The following is a 16949-nucleotide window of genomic DNA, read 5'->3' as shown; positions in this document are numbered from 1 at the left end:
TCCTCATACTCTACGTACTCTACCTCTACCGCCCCCTCCTCTGTCCATTAGTTGCATAAAGCACATCTATTCGGGAGGGTTTGAGAGTAAGTGGAAAATTAGTTGTATAACATACATCTAAAATGAGGGGTCGATAGCAAATTGGTGATTTCCTCGGATTTAATTGTACTCTATGCAACTAATATTAGTATTGTATGGAATGCACTACTTTTAATTGTACTATTTACAACTACTGGCGATGCCACGGCATTTACGCTTGCCTGATAATTCTTCTATTGGTAATGCCACGCCACCGCGCAGCGCTAATCTGATGCTTTCAAGAAACTCTCCGGCCGATCTAAATGATAGAGATTACGGTAGCGTGGATAGTTCTCCATGAGCTCAACATGTGAACCTCTCATCTCAATCTTTCCATTCTCCATAAAGATGATCTCATCCATTCGCTCTGCACCGACGAGATGATGCGTCACCCACACAAGGGATTTCCCTCTAAGCGTCTCAAAGATCGTAGCGAGCAGCTCATTCTCTGTCCGCGGATCAAGTCCCACTGTAGGTTCATCTAGTATGACAACAGGTGTATCTTGCAATAGGACACGCGCTAATGCGATCCGTTGCCGTTCTCCTCCAGAGAAACGTTGCCCTGTCTCATGCATAGCCGTTTTGTAGCCCTCCGGAAGTGATTCAATGAGACGATCCATCTTCACTTTACGAGCTACTTCAGCTATCTCCTCATCCGTTGCATCTAATTTACCCATGCGGATATTATTCGTTACCGTTGTATCAAATAGATGTGGACTTTGATTTAATACGGAAATGATGCTAGGGATATGTTCATCATATAGATGGGCATCCATCCCATGAATTGTTGCACTACCCTTTTCAGGAACAACAGCGCCTTGAATCAATTTCAATAGCGTAGATTTACCTGCACCACTTCGCCCAATAATAGCGATTTTCTTCCCTTGAGGAATATCTAATGTAATGTCTTGGAAAGACCATACTCCTAAGTCATCATATCGATATGAAGCATGATCTATCTTAAGATGTGCGTCACTTCTAGCCCTATTCAAGACCTCTTCACTAATCTTCTCGATCCGCGAGGAATCTGTCCCTTTCATCTCTTTTCCCGCATCCTCAATCTCAGCCAAACGGACAAAAGAACCTTGATAACGTGGAACTTTCTCGATAGCTTCAGAAATCGGAAGAAATGCATCCATCAGTGGAAAGATTACAAGTACAAATGCTGCGATCATCGTCGAGGCAATCAATCCATCAGCGTACTGTTGACCTGACCAATATAAAACACCTACTACTGCGATCCCCGACGTTGTTTGGCCGATCAGATTTCTCCATCTCGCCCATGTACTTAACTTACGATCAATTTGCGCTACTTCTACTTCATTGTTCTCATAGAGTTCAACGAATTGAGCTGGTCTACCACTAATGACCCAATCACTCATGCCTATTACAGCGTCTGTTAGAGTCTGATACAATCGACCACGCTTATGCTGTGACTGCTGATTCTTCTTCTTCGTGAGCCACAGTGAGATCCATGGCAGAACAAGGATGAGAATAAGGAGATATAACGCCATATATAGAGCAAATTGCAAATCGAATTGCCCTAATGCCGTAATGGATATAGCGTATAGCAGTAATGCTACTAAGCTTGGGAAAATCGTACGTAGGTACACATCCTGTAATTTCTCGATGTCCTCTGCAAGAACTCCAAGGATATCCCCTGTACGGAATCTTGATGAAATAAATAGCGCTTGCGGTTCGAGAATACGATATAACTGTACGCGCATTTTTGATAGAATTCTCAGAATCGTATCATGTCCAACGAGACGTTCCACATAGTGAACAACTGATCTACTCGTACCAAAAGTTCTTACAATAACGATCTGCACGTACACCATCAAGATATTCTCAGGCCGAAGTGCAGACTTAGAAATCAGATACCCAGAGGAGAACATTAAACTACTTGCTGTTAGTAACGTTAGCGCACCCAAAACTACAATAATGACGAAGCGCCAGAAATATTGTGTGATATAAGGCCGTAGCCATTGTTCGCCTTTCATAGCACACCCTCCAGCTGTGAAGTAATTAACGCATAATAAACACCCTTACAAGCGATTAACTCCTCATGGGTTCCAATTTCTGCTACTCTACCTTGATCCATCACGATAATCTGATCCATGTCTGGCATCCAGTGTAGACGGTGTGTAGCCAGGAATACCAACTTCTCCTTAAAAAGAGAAAGCATCGTCTCCTTCAACTCATATTCCGTCTCGATATCCAAATGAGCTGTTGGTTCATCTAACAGAATCACCGGTCGATCACTTAGGAATGCACGTGCGAGCGCTACCCGCTGAGCTTGGCCACCACTCAAGACACGACCACCACTACCAATGACCTCGTCAACGCCTGCTGGTAGACTCTCCACAAGCTCAGATAGACCCGCATTCTTAACTGCTTCCTCAACCTCTGCCTGACTTGCATCAGGCGTATAGAAGCGCACATTATCAGCAAGACTACTGCTAAATAAATAGGGACTCTGGGGGATATATGTCATTTGATTCTGCCATGCCACATCTGTTAATGCCGAAAGCGCTTGTCCGTTCAACTCTACGGTGCCTGAAGAGGGTCGTAGAAATCCACTTAGCACATCAATTAGCGTTGATTTCCCAGCTCCACTTTCGCCAATAATACCAATCTTCTTCATTCCTTGAATGTGTAGGGTTGCATCATGCAGGGAATAAGGACCCTCTGCTTCATGCTGTACCTGTACATGTGATAATGACAGTTGGCTATCGGTATTCCAAGAATAAGAGAACCCTTCAGGAAGAGACAATTCCTCCTTCTCAATTGGCATATCGATTACAGCTTGGATTGCCTCTCCTGCTTCCTTCCCATTCAAAGTAGCATGATAATCTGATCCTACCATCCGTACGGGTAGGAAATACTCTGGTGCTAGAATGAGGATCGTTAGAGCTGTGACCAACATCATTTCACCGTTGATTAAGCGCAGACCTAGACTAACAGCAACCGAAGCTACAGACAACATCGTGAAGAAGTCCAATGCGAACGAAGATAAGAAGGCAACACGCAACGTTTTCATTGTAGCTTTTCTATACCTATCACTAACTTTGCCTATCGAACCTTCATGTGACTTGCTTCGACCTAAATACTTCAGGGTCTCTAGCCCACGTAATGAGTCAACGAAATGATTCGCTAAATTCCGGTAAGATTCCATTTGACCATCTACTTGCTTACGCGAAGAAAGTCCGATTAGAATCATGAATGCAATTAGAATCGGCATCGTAACTAAGAGAATAACTCCGGACGTCATATCTTGCGTGAATATATATATAAGAAGGACTACTGGAACTATCGCAGTTGCTACCGTACGCGGTATGATCAATTCTAAATAGAGCTTAAATTTTGATATTCCATCCAAAACAAGCGTAACCAGCTTCCCTGTTCCCTCTGTCTTAGCGAACCGAGGTCCAAGTTGAAATAGCTTGTCTATTAATTGTTTGCGCAATAACGCACCGGTATGCTCTGCATAGCGGTACGTTATTTTTTGTTGCAAGAAATTTATGACATGGCGAACCAGAAATGCCATCAGAAACATGAAGATTCCATCATGCTGATTCTGCAGGGCTTCCCCAGCAAAAAGTGCGGAGACAACTTCCGACAACCCTCTGGCCATCCACAATATGGATATACTTTGCACTAAGGTCAGTAGTGCCACCATCAATAGAACGGGTTTGATTCCTTTGAAACCTAATAAGTCGCGACCCATCAGTATTCCAAATGATCTTTCGCATTAACTCTTTTATTGAATACGAAGTAGCTCCATATTTGGTACCCTAGAACAAATGGAAGCAAGGTTAGCGCAACGATGGACATGACCTTTAATGAATATTGTCCCGATGCAGCGTTCGTAATCGTTAAACTAAAGGTGTCACTGATCGAACTGACCATAACCCGTGGGAATAACCCAATAAATATGGATGCAAAGGATACGATAATTACGGCTCCTGTCATACCGAAAGCCCAACCATCTTTTTTGCGTGAAATAAAGTATGCGGCTAAGAAGTAGACAATCACGCCTACAACAGCAGTTACACTAAGAATAGTGCCACGAACTTCGAATACATCCGTCACAAAATACGTCATCACAGCAAAACCTACTAATAGAACAGCTAGAGGAATCAATAGCTTCTTAGCCATCATACGTGCTCGATCCTGCAAATCTCCCATAACTCTTAAGGTAGTAAACATAAGTCCATGCACTAAGCAAAGAACAACTACAGTGATACCTCCCAATAGCGTATATCCATTGACAATATCAGAGAAACTCGCATTCATATTCATATCTTCGCCAATAGGGACCCCTTGTATTAAACAAGCGAATACGACCCCGAATAGAAGCGGCGGAAGCAAACTACCTAAGAAAATAACAATATCCCAAGTTTTCTTCCAAGTCTCTGAGTGAACCTTTCCTCTGAATTCAAATGCAACACCACGACCAATCAAGGCTAATAGAACAAATACTAATGCAGTGTAGAATCCACTAAACAAAGTAGCATACCAATGAGGGAAGGCCGCGAACATCGCACCCCCTGCAGTAATCAACCATACTTCATTCGCATCCCAGAAGGGGCCAATCGAATTAATTAATACGCGACGCTCAGAATCATTCTTCGCTAGAAGCTTTGTTGACATACCTACGCCAAAGTCGAAGCCTTCCAAGAAGAAGAAACCAATGAATAGTACGGCTATCAACAAGAACCATAACTCATTAAGAGACATAATTACCCTCCTTATCAAATGGGTCGTGAGATTCTTCCTTATGAGTATCGGAATCATGCGGTCCCTTCTTAATCACACGTAAAAATAGGTAAACTAAGATGATAGCTAATATTAAATATGCAAGTGAGAATGAAATTAATGAGAACAAAATTTGCCCTGCAGATACATTAGGTGAAACACTATCCTCTGTCTTAAACAGTCCAAAGACCGTCCATGGTTGACGACCGATCTCTGTCATGATCCATCCCGCCCAGTTCGCAATAAATGGTAATGAAATTGCCCATACCATGATATGCAAGAACCACTTATTGACTTGATCTAGCTTTTTACGAGCTACGAGGTAGACACCGTACATACTTAGAAGAATAAGAATAGATCCGCTCCCTACCATAATCCGAAAGCTCCAGAAAGTCGTCTTTACAGGTGGAATATAATCCCCAGGGCCATATTCCTCTACGTATTGTTCTTGTAACTGGTTCATGCCTTCCAATGAACCCGAGAACTTGCTATACGATAAGAAACTTAGCAAATATGGGATCTGAAAAGTTGAACCGTTCTCTTTATTATCCGTATCTATAGTCGCAAATACCGTCCAAGGCGCTGGATCGGAACTTGTATCCCATAGCGCTTCTGAGGCCGCCATCTTCATCGGTTGAGTCTCAACCAGATACTGAGCTTGACTATGTCCTACAAGCGCGACACCAATTGAAGAAACCATTCCTACTATTATCGCTATAATAAAGGACTTCTTGAAAAATTCATAATCTTTACGTTTTAACATCTTATAGGCACTGACACCTACAACAAAGAAAGCACCTGTCATAAATGCAGCTAGTACCGTATGTGGGAACTCCAGTAATAGTTGCTTGTTCGTGATCAAAGCAAAGAAATCATTCATCTCGGCTCGACCATTATTAATCTCATAACCAACCGGTACTTGCATAAAGGCATTCGCAACGATGATCCAAAATGCAGACATCAGCGTACCAAAAAATACTAACCATATGCTCATTAAGTGAAGCTTTTTAGATAGGCGATCCCATCCAAAGATCCATAGACCCAGGAACGTAGACTCTAAGAAGAACGCAAGCAAAGCTTCGACCGCTAGCGGCGCTCCGAATACATCTCCTACAAATCTAGAGTAGTCAGACCAGTTCATCCCGAACTGAAACTCTTGTAATATACCTGTTACCACACCCACTGCAAAGTTGATGAGAAACAGATGGGCCCAGAATTTAGCCATCTTCTTGTATTCTTCTTTTCCTTTAATAACATACATTGTTTCCATAATGGCGATCAATAATGCTAATCCAATAGATAATGGTACAAAAATAAAGTGAAACAGTGTGGTCGACGCAAATTGAATGCGTGAAAGCATAACCGGATCCATGATTTCCAATCCCTCTTCCTATAGTTAAGTTATCAAAATACATCATCAGCAAATTTATTTAATGACATTTATCACATTCATACATTGTGCCAGACACTTCAAAAAGCACATGTGATATTTATCACACTTTGAGACGAAAATGAACTCGATTGTGAAGTTTGTCACACAATATTAAAAAATAAACTCTTTTTTTCTCGGGATAAGTGATAATAACCACAGATTAAATATTTAAAAGCTAATATAATTACTTCCACTATATTCATATTGAATATTAATTTTAAATTACACAATATTGGAGGACATTAGAATGGGATTGGCTAAAAGGGTCACATTAACCTTAATTACCCTACTCATCATCGTAGGTGCATCAATTAGCATCTTTGCCTATCAGATTACATACAGACAAGTAGATGAGGCATTAGGTATAGAAACCGTGGGATGTGCCAACATCACTTCAGGCCTTGTTGATCCCGAAGATATCATAGCACTTGCCCAAGGTGACGCTACCTTGCTTAGCGAAGTAGAATCAAACATAGATTGGATCGTACATAAGAAGGATCTTTTTAAGGAAGCTTACATCCTATCTCTTGAAGGGAAAATTTTGGCTGTTGATACAAATTTAAAAAGTAGAGGCTATAAAGCAGGAGATGCCTTCTATTTCGATGAAGATGCTCGAGAAATGATCCTTAGTATGAAGCATTCAGCCTACTCAGAAGTATATACATATGATGATGTTCAACTAAAGACAGGTTACGGACCTATATATAAAAATAATGATCCCAATCAGGAGATTGTCGGCCTGTTAGCGATCAATGTTGACGCCCCGTTGATCCAACAACGTACAATCGATACGCTTAAATATCCATTCATTGTAGGTACTATTCTTTTCATTGCTGCTGCTCTGATTATTCATCTCATCATTCGGAGAATGATCAATCCACTAGCTCATCTGTCAGCCAACGTTCACCGAATTGCTAAGGGTGATCTAACCTTGAAACCATTAAAAATTAACAGTAAAGACGAGATCGGAAAGCTAGCAACAGATATTAATATAATGACTTCTAATCTTCAAAGTCTGATCCGTGAAGTTAACGATACCTCCATGCAAGTTGCCTCCTCATCGCAAGAACTATCCGCAAGTTCTAAACAATCTGGAGAAGCAGGACAACATACCACCATAATTATTGAGCAAATGGCTTCTGGCGCAGAAAAACAATTACAAAATCTAGAAGTGGGCTCTCAACAAATAGCTGAAATATCTAATTTTATTGCTGAGATATCTATAAGCACAGAACAAGCTCTTCACTCAGCTTCTGATAATTTGCATAAAGCACAAATAGGAAGAATAGCAATGAACGATACCGTGGCTCAGATGCTTCTCATGAATAAAGATATTCAGGAATTATCACAAACAATCCAAAGCCTCCAAGATCATTCTCAAGATATAAGAAATATGCTTCATGTGATGACTAGAATGGCCGAAGAAACTAGTCTACTAGCTCTTAACGCTGCGATTGAAGCAGCACGTGCAGGTGAAGAAGGGCGAGGATTTGCTGTTGTAGCTAGTTCAGTAAAGAAATTGTCGGAGAACTCTGCTCAATCTGCGAAAGAAATATCTGCAGTTGTAAATACAACCATGCACCTCATGGAAAATATTAGTGATAGTATGCTTAATACAGTCACACAAGTAACCGAAAGAACCAAACAAATCTCTGAAGTAGGATCCTCTTTCGAACAAATAGAATTTGCGGCTACTCACATTAGTGCGCAGAATGAATATGTTGCTACTGCAGTCCATCAGCTATCAGAAAGTGCAAATATCCTTGTAGATACAGCCAAAGTCCTCGTCGAAGTGGCCAATCAAACGTCGGATGGTGCACAAACTGTATCCGCTGCCTCTCAACAACAACTCTCTTCACTAGAAGAGATTGATTCTTCTGCTAGTATTCTTTCAGGAATGTCGGAGAAACTCCATTCTCTTATCGAACGATTCAAAGTATAATCATTCTTCTATAGAAAGAGGAACATAGCCGATTATCTCAAGCTATTGTTCCTCTGTTTGATAGTTTAATATATTTGAATTCTATGCTTCCCGCTCCACAAAATATTTATTCGTCATATACCAAGCTTCACCCTTGTCGGTGGGAACCTTACCCTTCTTCTTGTCCATAAATACAATCTCTTTACACTTTGAACAAAACCATTTCGTTGTGTAGTATTGCGAGTAAGTTGTATACGTTGTCCCACATTTGCAGTCTACTTTAAAGAATACTAGATTCTCCTCATAAGCTTGCGAAAGTTCATCATTCTTCTCTTGATCTCCTATGGAGATAGGTCTGATCACCTCCACATAGTTGGAGAATCGATTCTGTACCTTGAAATCTGCCACAAGCTCTGGATTAAGACCGAAGAACTCTTTACCGATTGTGGTAATGTATCTAGTATTTGATCGATAACTCTCGATCCATTCTTGAATTTGTTTATTGGATAAAGGAACGGTTCCTTTAATACCGCTATTCAGTGTATAGGTCATAATTGTTAAATTCTCGCTGTCTTCGTAATACATTATAGCCTGAACCTCCTAACTAATATCTATATAACTTTACTACTTCCCTCACATTTAATCAAAAGGGTGAATTAGGAAACTACTAGATCCCACATACCCAATAACCTGAATAAAGTTAACTAAAAATGAAGGTCATATTGCTTCACTTCTTTTATGTATTACCTATAATCGCTCTTGTAGTTTCATATATCCTTTATTATAGCTTTATATATCGACCCACTTTTCTTATAGATTTATAAGACTATTAATTCTATACATGTTATAAATATCCTTTTTATTCATATTGTTTACATTATAATGAATAGTCAAACCTAGTCCTAAATGGCTTGACTACTCATTATATACCATCCGATCCTATCCATTAAAATGTGACACTACGAATACTGCTGGAGAATTCCAATATATCGTTACTTCATTCGTTGAATAACTATCCTCATGATCTGCGAAACATTGTGCAGCGGGCAAGCCCTGCAAATGTTCTCTAACATAGTCATCATGCAGTCCACGATCCGGTCCACCTACAACCATACCAGGAACAGGCAGAATCACATGATCACCAACAGATGGACGATGATGTGGATTCATTACAGAACGATCTCCGAATCCTGTAACATAGCTAATATCTAACACATTTCGCCCCATGAGATAATGAAGATGATCTAACGCACATGACTCGTACTTAGCATCCTTCTGTACATGATATGCAATAAGTAGAAGCATCGCATTATTCATAACTAGCATATTACTTCCCCATATATAATCCTCCGTACGAAGTGAGATGGAATATCCATCCTGACTACACTGTTCAACAAGACGATCTGCCTCCTGTAGCCATTCTCCTTTCAACGCGTTATATACACTCTCCACCCCTTGTTGCTCACCATGTAAGAAGTATGCAATTGTACCATAGCCACCCATATCAGCCCAACCCAGATTCGTCTTAGAAAAAGGCTGCTGAGACAGGGTAATAAATACACGCTGATAAGACTCGTCACCCGTAGTGCGGAATAATTCTGCTGCCGCCCAATAGCGTTCGTCGAGATCCTGCTCATCACCATATTCACCAGTTGAAATTTCTGAAGGGTTCTTAAATCCAATTACATCTGGATTCTGTTCCAGCCATTTCCAAGCGGTTAATGATGCCTGTAAACAAGACTCGGCAAAACCTTTGTTAAATGGCATATAAATACGCGCAGCCATGGCCATCACTCCAGCAAAGCAACCTGTTGCAGCACTTGAAATCGGTGAGAAGTATAACTCTGCTACATCTTCCTCGGGCATAACATCTAATGCCGGAAAATGCGGTGTTGTCAATTTATGAAATGCACCACCTGTTGAAGCATCTTGCATTTTAAATAACCATTCCAATTCAACACGACACTCATGTAATACATCTGGCATGACACGATCACTTTCTGGTAGGGGTACCGGCTCACTAAAAGCATCGGGATACAGTTCATAAGCTAATAGTAAATCAGCTACTGCTTTTGCTCCTGGTCCTGTATATTTACCGTAATCACCAGCATCATGCCAACCCCCACTACTATCTAATAAGCAATTCGGTTGAGCATATACTTTCCCTTTCGATACGTGACAAGCCTTATGCTTCCAAGGCCCTGCGAATGATTCTTCTAACTCCACACCACATCGAAAATAATAGAACGCTTTCAATAGTCCTTTATGAAGTTGATGATATGACGTATCCGATATAATGAATGACCCTGATGGTTCTCTACCCTCTTGTTCGATATGATATTGACCCGGCATTCCTATATGTGTGAAATCTCCTGAGTAGACGTTAACACCACTGGCCTCATCTTTGATAGAGGTTGCTGCTTCTCCTTGAAAGACCACTTCCTTTGTTAGATCATTAACAACGCGAAAAGTTCCTCCTCTTCCTTTGAATAATGCTATCTTCTTATGGTTCGTCAAATATCCAATCTGATTAACGGTGATACTACGGACTACTTCCTTAGCCATTCAAGCACCTCCCTTTTCTTATTTTCGTTTAATATATCTTAGAAAGCACAAATTGTATATCCTTAAAGAAGCAAAAAAAATAAAGAGAGCACCTCAGTCTTATACATACAACTAAGGATCCCTCTTTCATCCATCCTAGAGCCGAACTATCCTCTCAGACGTCTATATCTCATGATTTTGCGATAGATCGATAGATCTGCCAATTGCTTAAAAATATAAGGGTCCGGACTGGTATTCACCTCAATGATCCATGGCTTCATAGATTGATCTAATCCTACATCAACACCAATCTGATGGATACTCTTCTGCTTCTGCCGTAACTTCTTCGCGATCATCACACCAAGTTGACTCATTTGTTCAATTTGGGCCTTCTGTGTTCGCGCTGAATGATAAGGTGCTAACAACTTTTCAATGGGTACGAGTTTACCACCACTATGATAATTCGTAACTATTTTCTCTGGATGTGCTACTCTTCCTATAATACCTGTTGTCTCCCATGTTCCCTTCGGACTTAATTGAACCATTACACGTATATCGAATCTACGTTTATTATATTTCAGTAAATGAATGCCCCTCTGGACCAAATAACTCTTCTTCTTCGTCAATTTCCGTAAGGATTGATAAAATGAGTCGTAATTCCGAAATGTCTTCTTGTTCACGTCAAGCTGGTATTGGAATGAAGCGTTTCGTTCCTTAATCAGCTCAGCACGAATAACCCCATTTCCATGAGTCCCGTGTTCCGGCTTAATATAGACCATACCGTAGGCTGCTAACATATCTGATAGATTTTTTTTAGTTAATCTAAGCGTCAACGGAATGAACCTACTAATCGCTTGGTTCCCTAATAACGCATTCGTCTTAATCCACTTGCTAGTTATTGTACCCATCCGCTTCCCCTTCCTGTGCTTATATCCGAAAGTCTATACATTCTATTCATCTACAACCTTATTTGTATAGGTTGATCATATGTACCGTTTTGATTTAATAATTCGTTCAATTAGGGATTTAAACCTTACCTATTATTACAACAATGAATACTCTAAGAGTACAAACAGGTTATTCTTGACCGATAGGGGGAAGACAGTGCATATCCTAATCGTAGCGCCGGAGCAGATCCCGGTTCCCGGTAGTGGTTCTGTAGAAATATGTATTCTTGCCATTGCTAGACAACTCGCTAGAAACCATCGAGTCACCATTATTAGTAAGCGTTCGCCCACTTTACCGAACCAGAGTCTGAATGGGAATATGGTGATCATCCGCGTTCCATCTGGGAGCACGAAGACATATATCTCTTCCGTGCTTCATTATATGAATGGGCGGAAATACGACGTAATCCAAGTCGATAACCGTCCTCACTATATGGCACGAATAAAGCAGGCATTCCCTCGCACCCCTGTCACCCTCTTCCTCCATTCCTTAACTTTTGTACCTAAAGATAGAGGTATTGCAAGCTGCTTAAAAAAGGCCGATCTGATTATCGCCAATAGTAGCTCTTTAAAGGAGAAGTTAGCGAAGCGTTTCCCTGACTCATCAAAGAAGATTAAGAAGGTGGAGCTAGGTGTGGATATATCCCGTTTCCGAGTAGCTTCTGAAATGGAGAAGGTTACCACTAGAAGAAAATATCTAGGGAGTCATCCATTTACCATCCTATTTGTCGGAAGAGTCATTCCAAGGAAAGGGGTTCCCATACTCATCGAAGCAGCCTCCCTTATACGTAGAAGTATCCCCGTCCATATCATTATTGCTGGAAGTGGTACTTCAGCCTATATGAAACGTCTTAAGCTACAGGCTTATAGAATGGGTGTACCCATTACTTTTATAGGAAAAAAACCACATAGCACCATTCATAAGATATACCGGTTAGCCGATTGTTTCGTCTGTCCATCACAGAAGCATGAAGCTTTTGGCCTAGTGAACGTTGAAGCCATGGCTTCTGGAATTCCTGTCATAGCCTCAAGAAATGGCGGTATTCAAGAAATCGTACAACACGGTCATAATGGCTACCTGGTTGATCAATACCACCATCCACAGCAATTTGCTAGTTATTTATTGAAGCTAGCCACAGACAAATCCCTCAGAGAACGGTTGGGTGCGAACGGTCGTAGCGATGTCCTACAACATTTTACATGGAGCCGAACGGCAGCAAAGTTAGCTTCTCTATACAGAAATCTGCAAGTATAAACGCCTTCGGCGTCCTTATAAGGACGGTAAGTGTTTAAGCGAGAAATATAAGATATAATGTATAGCGTAAAACTTATACTTTCTTATATTTTAATAAAAAACCGGCCACGCTATCCTTCATATAAGGACGGCATGGCCGGTTCTGCTTCAATCTAGATTAATAAACTAATATTCTTATTGAATAGCTGCACCGATCGAATTGATCATTTCAACCATAGATACTAGACCACCACCGGATAGATACCAGTAATTCGGATCTAGATAGACGATATGTCCTTCTTTAAATGCCTTGGTATTCTGTACCAATTCATTCTCCACAGTATCTTTTGCAGAAGCTGATTCCGCACCTTCTACAACGACACTACCTCTATCTACTACGAATAGGTAATCCGGATTCTTCTCTGCAATAAACTCGGAAGTTATCGTCTGTCCGTGAGTCGATGACTCGATATTCTCATCCACTGGTGTAAATCCTAGTACATCATGAATAATACCAAATCTTGAACCAGGCCCATAAGCACTAAGTTTGCCTTCATTGGCAAGCACAATCAATGAATTCTTGCCACTTGCTGTTGCTTTATCTTGAATCTCTTTGATTGCAGCATCAACATTTACTAATTCTTCATCAATTTCTGCTTGTTTATTAAACACTTGACCTAATGTATTCATATTCTCTTTGAAAGAGTCTACTAATCTTGTGTTGTCTACGCCTAAGAAAATTGTTGGAGCAATTTTATTCAACTCTTCATAAGCATCCTGCTGTCTTCCAGAAATAATGATTAGATCAGGGCTAAGTGCATTGATTGCTTCGAAATCTGGCTCTTTCAAACTTCCCACGTTGGTATATTTAGTATCTTCATATTTAGAAAGGTATGGAGGAATATTCGCTTGTGGTACACCTGTAACTTCAACAGCTAACTTATCAAGTGAATCTAGAATACCAAAGTCAAAGACAACAACCTTCTCTGGGTTTGTTGTAACGACAGTTTCGCCCAATTGATGCTTGATAGTGATTTCTTTACTCTCTGCTGCCACTTCTGGTGCTGCTGCATTCGTTGTATTTGTTGCTGTTTCCGTCTGATTCGTTGCAGTGTTAGCTTCTTTGTTATTATTAGAACCACATGCGGCTACCACTATAGCCAGCATGACAGTCATCATGATTACTAGCACACTCTTCTTCAATTGAATCACTCCTATATAATATAATTATGCTAGAATCAATTTCATAAATACAAACGATTATGAAAATGATTCACTATAAAATCATTGATGGGAATACCATACTGGCGCCTTTCATATGGTGTTCACGCATCATAATTTCTGAATTGAGGGCCTACATTAGGCAAAATATACACAAATTTTGTTATCATTGATTTCTTCAATATGTATATCCATTCCATATACATCCAAGAGTACTTGAGCATCAATAATGTTGTGTGTTGAGCCTTCTCTGACAATCTTCCCATCCTTCAAAGCTACGATATAATCTGAATATACAGAGGCGAAATTGATATCGTGGATGACGATAATGACTGTTTTGCCTAACTCATTCACCATTCTTCTTAGCACTTTCATAATCTGCACGGAATGCTTCATATCCAGATTATTAAGAGGTTCATCGAGTAAAATATAATCGGTGTTCTGTGCAATAACCATTGCTATATATGCCCTTTGACTCTGGCCACCGCTGAGTTGATCCAGGTACTTATCCTGAATATCTTCGAGTTCCATGTAGCGAATAGCTTCATTCACGAATTCCCAATCTTCTTTCGTGAGCTTCCCTTGCGAATAAGGAAACCTACCGAAGCTCACCAATTCCTTAATCGTCAACCGAATATTAATATGATTAGATTGCTTCAGAATGGATATTTTCTTAGCTAGATCATTACTCTTAATCTTGCTGATATCCTGTCCATCAATTAGGACATCCCCTTGATCCTTCGTAATCAAGCGACTGATCATCGAGAGCAGAGTACTTTTTCCTGCTCCGTTGGGTCCGATAAAGGAGGTTATGGACCCTTTGGGAATCTGAACGGATACTTGGTCTACGACAGGGCTACCATCATATAGTTTAGAAACATTCTTTACCTCTATCACGATTTATTCTCCTTTAACAGAAGATATATGAAATATACTCCTCCAACAAAATTGATAATGACACTGAGTGTGGTGGAGAAAGTAAATACCTTCTCGACAATAAACTGTCCTCCAATTAACGCAATAATACTGATAAGAATTGAACCAAAGATCAAATACTTATGCTTATATGTCTTCAGAAATTGATGAGCTACATTTACAACTAGGAGCCCTAAGAAGGTAATGGGTCCTACTAACGCTGTAGCAATAGACATCAGAATCGCAACAACAACTAATAATCTCTTAACGACGTAATCATAATTCACTCCTAAATTAATCGCATGATCTCTTCCTAAAGAAATCACATCTAGGTATTTCGTGAATTTCATGAAATAGAAGGTCACTCCTATAATCGCAACAATCGATATGATCAGTAAGTCAGTATTCACATTGTTGAAGCTAGCAAACATTTTATCTTGTAGCATTAGGAATTCATTCGGATCAATGAGCACTTCCATAAATGTTGATATACTACCAAAGAATGTTCCTAGTACCATACCAATCAACAGGAGAAAGTAAATATTGCTCTGTCCTTCTTTGCGAAAAAGTAACTTGTAGAAAACACCTGAGAAGCCAATCATTAGTACTACTGAAATGATGAAATTAATATTCCGGTCTGTCGATGTCAGTGTAGTTGATCCAAATACGAAGATAATAAAGGTCTGAAATAGCATATAGAGTGAATCTAAGCCTAGAATACTAGGTGTTAAAATCCGATTGTTCGTAATGGTCTGAAATATAATGGTTGCAAAGGCAATAGCACTTCCCGTGAGAATCATAGCTAGAATTTTCTTGGCTCTACGTGGAATGACGTAATCCCAGTGACCACCTGTTTCATACAAGAGGAATAAGGTAATAAGTGCCACAACAATAAGTAATAAAATACTAAGTTTTGCCTTCATGATGCATATGCCTTTCTTCTCATAAGTAAGTAAATAAAGATTGCACTCCCGATGACACCCACCGTCATTCCAATAGGTATTTCATAAGGATATATAATCAATCTTCCTAGTATGTCACAGAACAATAAGAATATTGGTCCTAATAAAGCCGTGAACATAAGACTTTTCTTCAAATGATCCCCTTGATAGATGGCAACGATATTCGGCACAATCAGCCCTAGGAACGGAATCATTCCGACCGTTAGGATGACAACAGAAGACACCGCTGCTACTATGATAAGTCCAAGATTCACAACTTGCTTATAGTTCAATCCTAAGTTCCTAGCGAAATCCTCCCCCATTCCTGCAATCGTGAATCGATTAGCAAATATGTAGGCGATGATGAGAAGTGGAATACTTAAATATAGCATCTCATATCGGCCTTTTAGAATCATAGAGAAATCGCCTTGTAACCATGACGACATATTCTGAATGAGATCATTCTTATAAGCGAAGAAGGTTGTAATCGATCCGACCACATTCCCGAACATAAGTCCTACAAGCGGAATGAAAATCGCATCCTTGTATTTCACCTTATCAAGTATTTTCATAAAGATGAAAGTACCGATCAGCGCAAAGATAAAGGCTATCGATATTTTTAGAAGAGAAGACGCGTTTGTGAATAACATCATGGCAACGAGAATACCAAATCTTGCAGAATCCATCGTTCCTGCTGTTGTTGGAGATACAAATTTATTACGTGTTAACTGTTGCATAATTAACCCTACAATACTCATACTCATACCAGCGATAATGATACTGATTAAACGTGGTAAGCGGCTGACTGTTAAGGTTTGCATTTGACTGTCTGAGAGGTGGAATAGATCCAATGGAGAAATATCCTTTACACCAATAAAAAGTGAAATGAATGAAAAAATGATTAGTATAATTAGTAAATATCTCTTTTTCATAATCGTTCCTTACTCTTCCCACACAA

At 40.0% G+C, this 16949-nt stretch carries 13 protein-coding genes; 2 read left to right on the top strand and 11 right to left on the bottom strand.

What is annotated here, in order from left to right; all coding sequences use genetic code 11:
• Positions 1-302: 302 nt before the first annotated feature.
• From cydC to LPB68_RS13420, 4 genes are read right to left on the bottom strand one after another with little or no spacing between them, the layout of a single operon-like run.
• Positions 303-2078, bottom strand: a complete 1776-nt coding sequence (gene cydC / locus LPB68_RS13435) for a thiol reductant ABC exporter subunit CydC (RefSeq protein ID WP_068660388.1) — start codon at positions 2076-2078, stop codon at positions 303-305.
• The gene (cydD, locus tag LPB68_RS13430) at positions 2075-3805 is read right to left on the bottom strand and encodes a thiol reductant ABC exporter subunit CydD (RefSeq protein WP_068660390.1); all 1731 of its coding nucleotides are present in this window, start codon (positions 3803-3805) and stop codon (positions 2075-2077) included. Before cydD ends, cydC begins: the two co-directional genes overlap by 4 nt.
• Positions 3805-4821: a cytochrome d ubiquinol oxidase subunit II gene (cydB, locus tag LPB68_RS13425; protein WP_068660947.1), complete on the bottom strand. Its 1017-nt coding sequence runs from the start codon at positions 4819-4821 to the stop codon at positions 3805-3807. The genes cydD and cydB overlap by 1 nt, the downstream gene beginning before the upstream one ends.
• Positions 4808-6208: a cytochrome ubiquinol oxidase subunit I gene (locus LPB68_RS13420; protein ID WP_068660392.1), complete on the bottom strand. Its 1401-nt coding sequence runs from the start codon at positions 6206-6208 to the stop codon at positions 4808-4810. Before LPB68_RS13420 ends, cydB begins: the two co-directional genes overlap by 14 nt.
• A 307-nt stretch (positions 6209-6515) precedes the next feature.
• Here LPB68_RS13420 and LPB68_RS13415 point away from each other — a divergent pair, with 307 nt between their 5' ends.
• Positions 6516-8210 carry a methyl-accepting chemotaxis protein gene (locus LPB68_RS13415; protein WP_068660394.1) on the top strand — a complete coding sequence of 565 codons (1695 nt, stop codon included), beginning with the start codon at positions 6516-6518 and terminating at the stop codon, positions 8208-8210.
• 81 nt (positions 8211-8291) lie between these two features.
• On the opposite strand, the gene LPB68_RS13410 is transcribed toward LPB68_RS13415, so the two are convergent.
• From LPB68_RS13410 to LPB68_RS13400, 3 genes are all read right to left on the bottom strand, one after another.
• Positions 8292-8774: a hypothetical protein gene (locus LPB68_RS13410; protein ID WP_068660396.1), complete on the bottom strand. Its 483-nt coding sequence runs from the start codon at positions 8772-8774 to the stop codon at positions 8292-8294.
• A gap of 354 nt (positions 8775-9128) precedes the next feature.
• Entirely contained in the window at positions 9129-10754 is a 1626-nt protein-coding gene (locus LPB68_RS13405; protein ID WP_068660398.1) for a glycoside hydrolase family 9 protein, read from the bottom strand.
• A 146-nt stretch (positions 10755-10900) separates the two neighbouring features.
• Complete coding sequence (locus tag LPB68_RS13400) at positions 10901-11641, bottom strand: YheC/YheD family protein (protein ID WP_068660400.1); 741 nt, start codon at positions 11639-11641, stop codon at positions 10901-10903.
• A gap of 196 nt (positions 11642-11837) precedes the next feature.
• On the opposite strand from LPB68_RS13400, the gene LPB68_RS13395 reads away from it, so the two are divergent.
• Positions 11838-12935: a glycosyltransferase family 4 protein gene (locus tag LPB68_RS13395; RefSeq protein WP_068660402.1), complete on the top strand. Its 1098-nt coding sequence runs from the start codon at positions 11838-11840 to the stop codon at positions 12933-12935.
• Between the two features lie 174 nt (positions 12936-13109).
• Here LPB68_RS13395 and LPB68_RS13390 read toward each other — a convergent pair whose 3' ends face one another.
• From LPB68_RS13390 to LPB68_RS13375, 4 genes are all read right to left on the bottom strand, one after another.
• Complete coding sequence (locus LPB68_RS13390; RefSeq protein ID WP_068660404.1) at positions 13110-14117, bottom strand: siderophore ABC transporter substrate-binding protein; 1008 nt, start codon at positions 14115-14117, stop codon at positions 13110-13112.
• 156 nt (positions 14118-14273) lie between these two features.
• The gene (locus LPB68_RS13385) at positions 14274-15032 is read right to left on the bottom strand and encodes an iron ABC transporter ATP-binding protein (protein WP_068660406.1); all 759 of its coding nucleotides are present in this window, start codon (positions 15030-15032) and stop codon (positions 14274-14276) included.
• Positions 15029-15973, bottom strand: a complete 945-nt coding sequence (locus LPB68_RS13380) for an iron chelate uptake ABC transporter family permease subunit (RefSeq protein ID WP_068660408.1) — start codon at positions 15971-15973, stop codon at positions 15029-15031. The genes LPB68_RS13385 and LPB68_RS13380 overlap by 4 nt, the downstream gene beginning before the upstream one ends.
• Positions 15970-16923 carry an ABC transporter permease gene (locus LPB68_RS13375; protein ID WP_068660410.1) on the bottom strand — a complete coding sequence of 318 codons (954 nt, stop codon included), beginning with the start codon at positions 16921-16923 and terminating at the stop codon, positions 15970-15972. Before LPB68_RS13375 ends, LPB68_RS13380 begins: the two co-directional genes overlap by 4 nt.
• Positions 16924-16949: the final 26 nt, after the last annotated feature.

The organism is Paenibacillus crassostreae (genome assembly GCF_001857945.1).
In the GTDB taxonomy this organism is placed as follows: domain Bacteria; phylum Bacillota; class Bacilli; order Paenibacillales; family Paenibacillaceae; genus Paenibacillus_AQ; species Paenibacillus_AQ crassostreae.
This window is presented reverse-complemented; position numbering and strand designations above follow the sequence as displayed.

Bases quoted from the DNA above. Each gene is read 5' to 3' on its own strand.
- LPB68_RS13420 (WP_068660392.1), bottom strand. From the start codon at position 6,208: ATGGATCCGGTTATGCTTTCACGCATTCAATTTGCGTCGACCACACTG.
- LPB68_RS13375 (WP_068660410.1), bottom strand. From the start codon at position 16,923: ATGAAAAAGAGATATTTACTAATTATACTAATCATTTTTTCATTCATT.
- cydC (WP_068660388.1), bottom strand. From the start codon at position 2,078: ATGAAAGGCGAACAATGGCTACGGCCTTATATCACACAATATTTCTGG.
- LPB68_RS13380 (WP_068660408.1), bottom strand. From the start codon at position 15,973: ATGAAGGCAAAACTTAGTATTTTATTACTTATTGTTGTGGCACTTATT.
- LPB68_RS13400 (WP_068660400.1), bottom strand. From the start codon at position 11,641: ATGGGTACAATAACTAGCAAGTGGATTAAGACGAATGCGTTATTAGGG.
- cydD (WP_068660390.1), bottom strand. From the start codon at position 3,805: ATGGGTCGCGACTTATTAGGTTTCAAAGGAATCAAACCCGTTCTATTG.
- LPB68_RS13410 (WP_068660396.1), bottom strand. From the start codon at position 8,774: ATGTATTACGAAGACAGCGAGAATTTAACAATTATGACCTATACACTG.
- LPB68_RS13405 (WP_068660398.1), bottom strand. From the start codon at position 10,754: ATGGCTAAGGAAGTAGTCCGTAGTATCACCGTTAATCAGATTGGATAT.
- LPB68_RS13415 (WP_068660394.1), top strand. From the start codon at position 6,516: ATGGGATTGGCTAAAAGGGTCACATTAACCTTAATTACCCTACTCATC.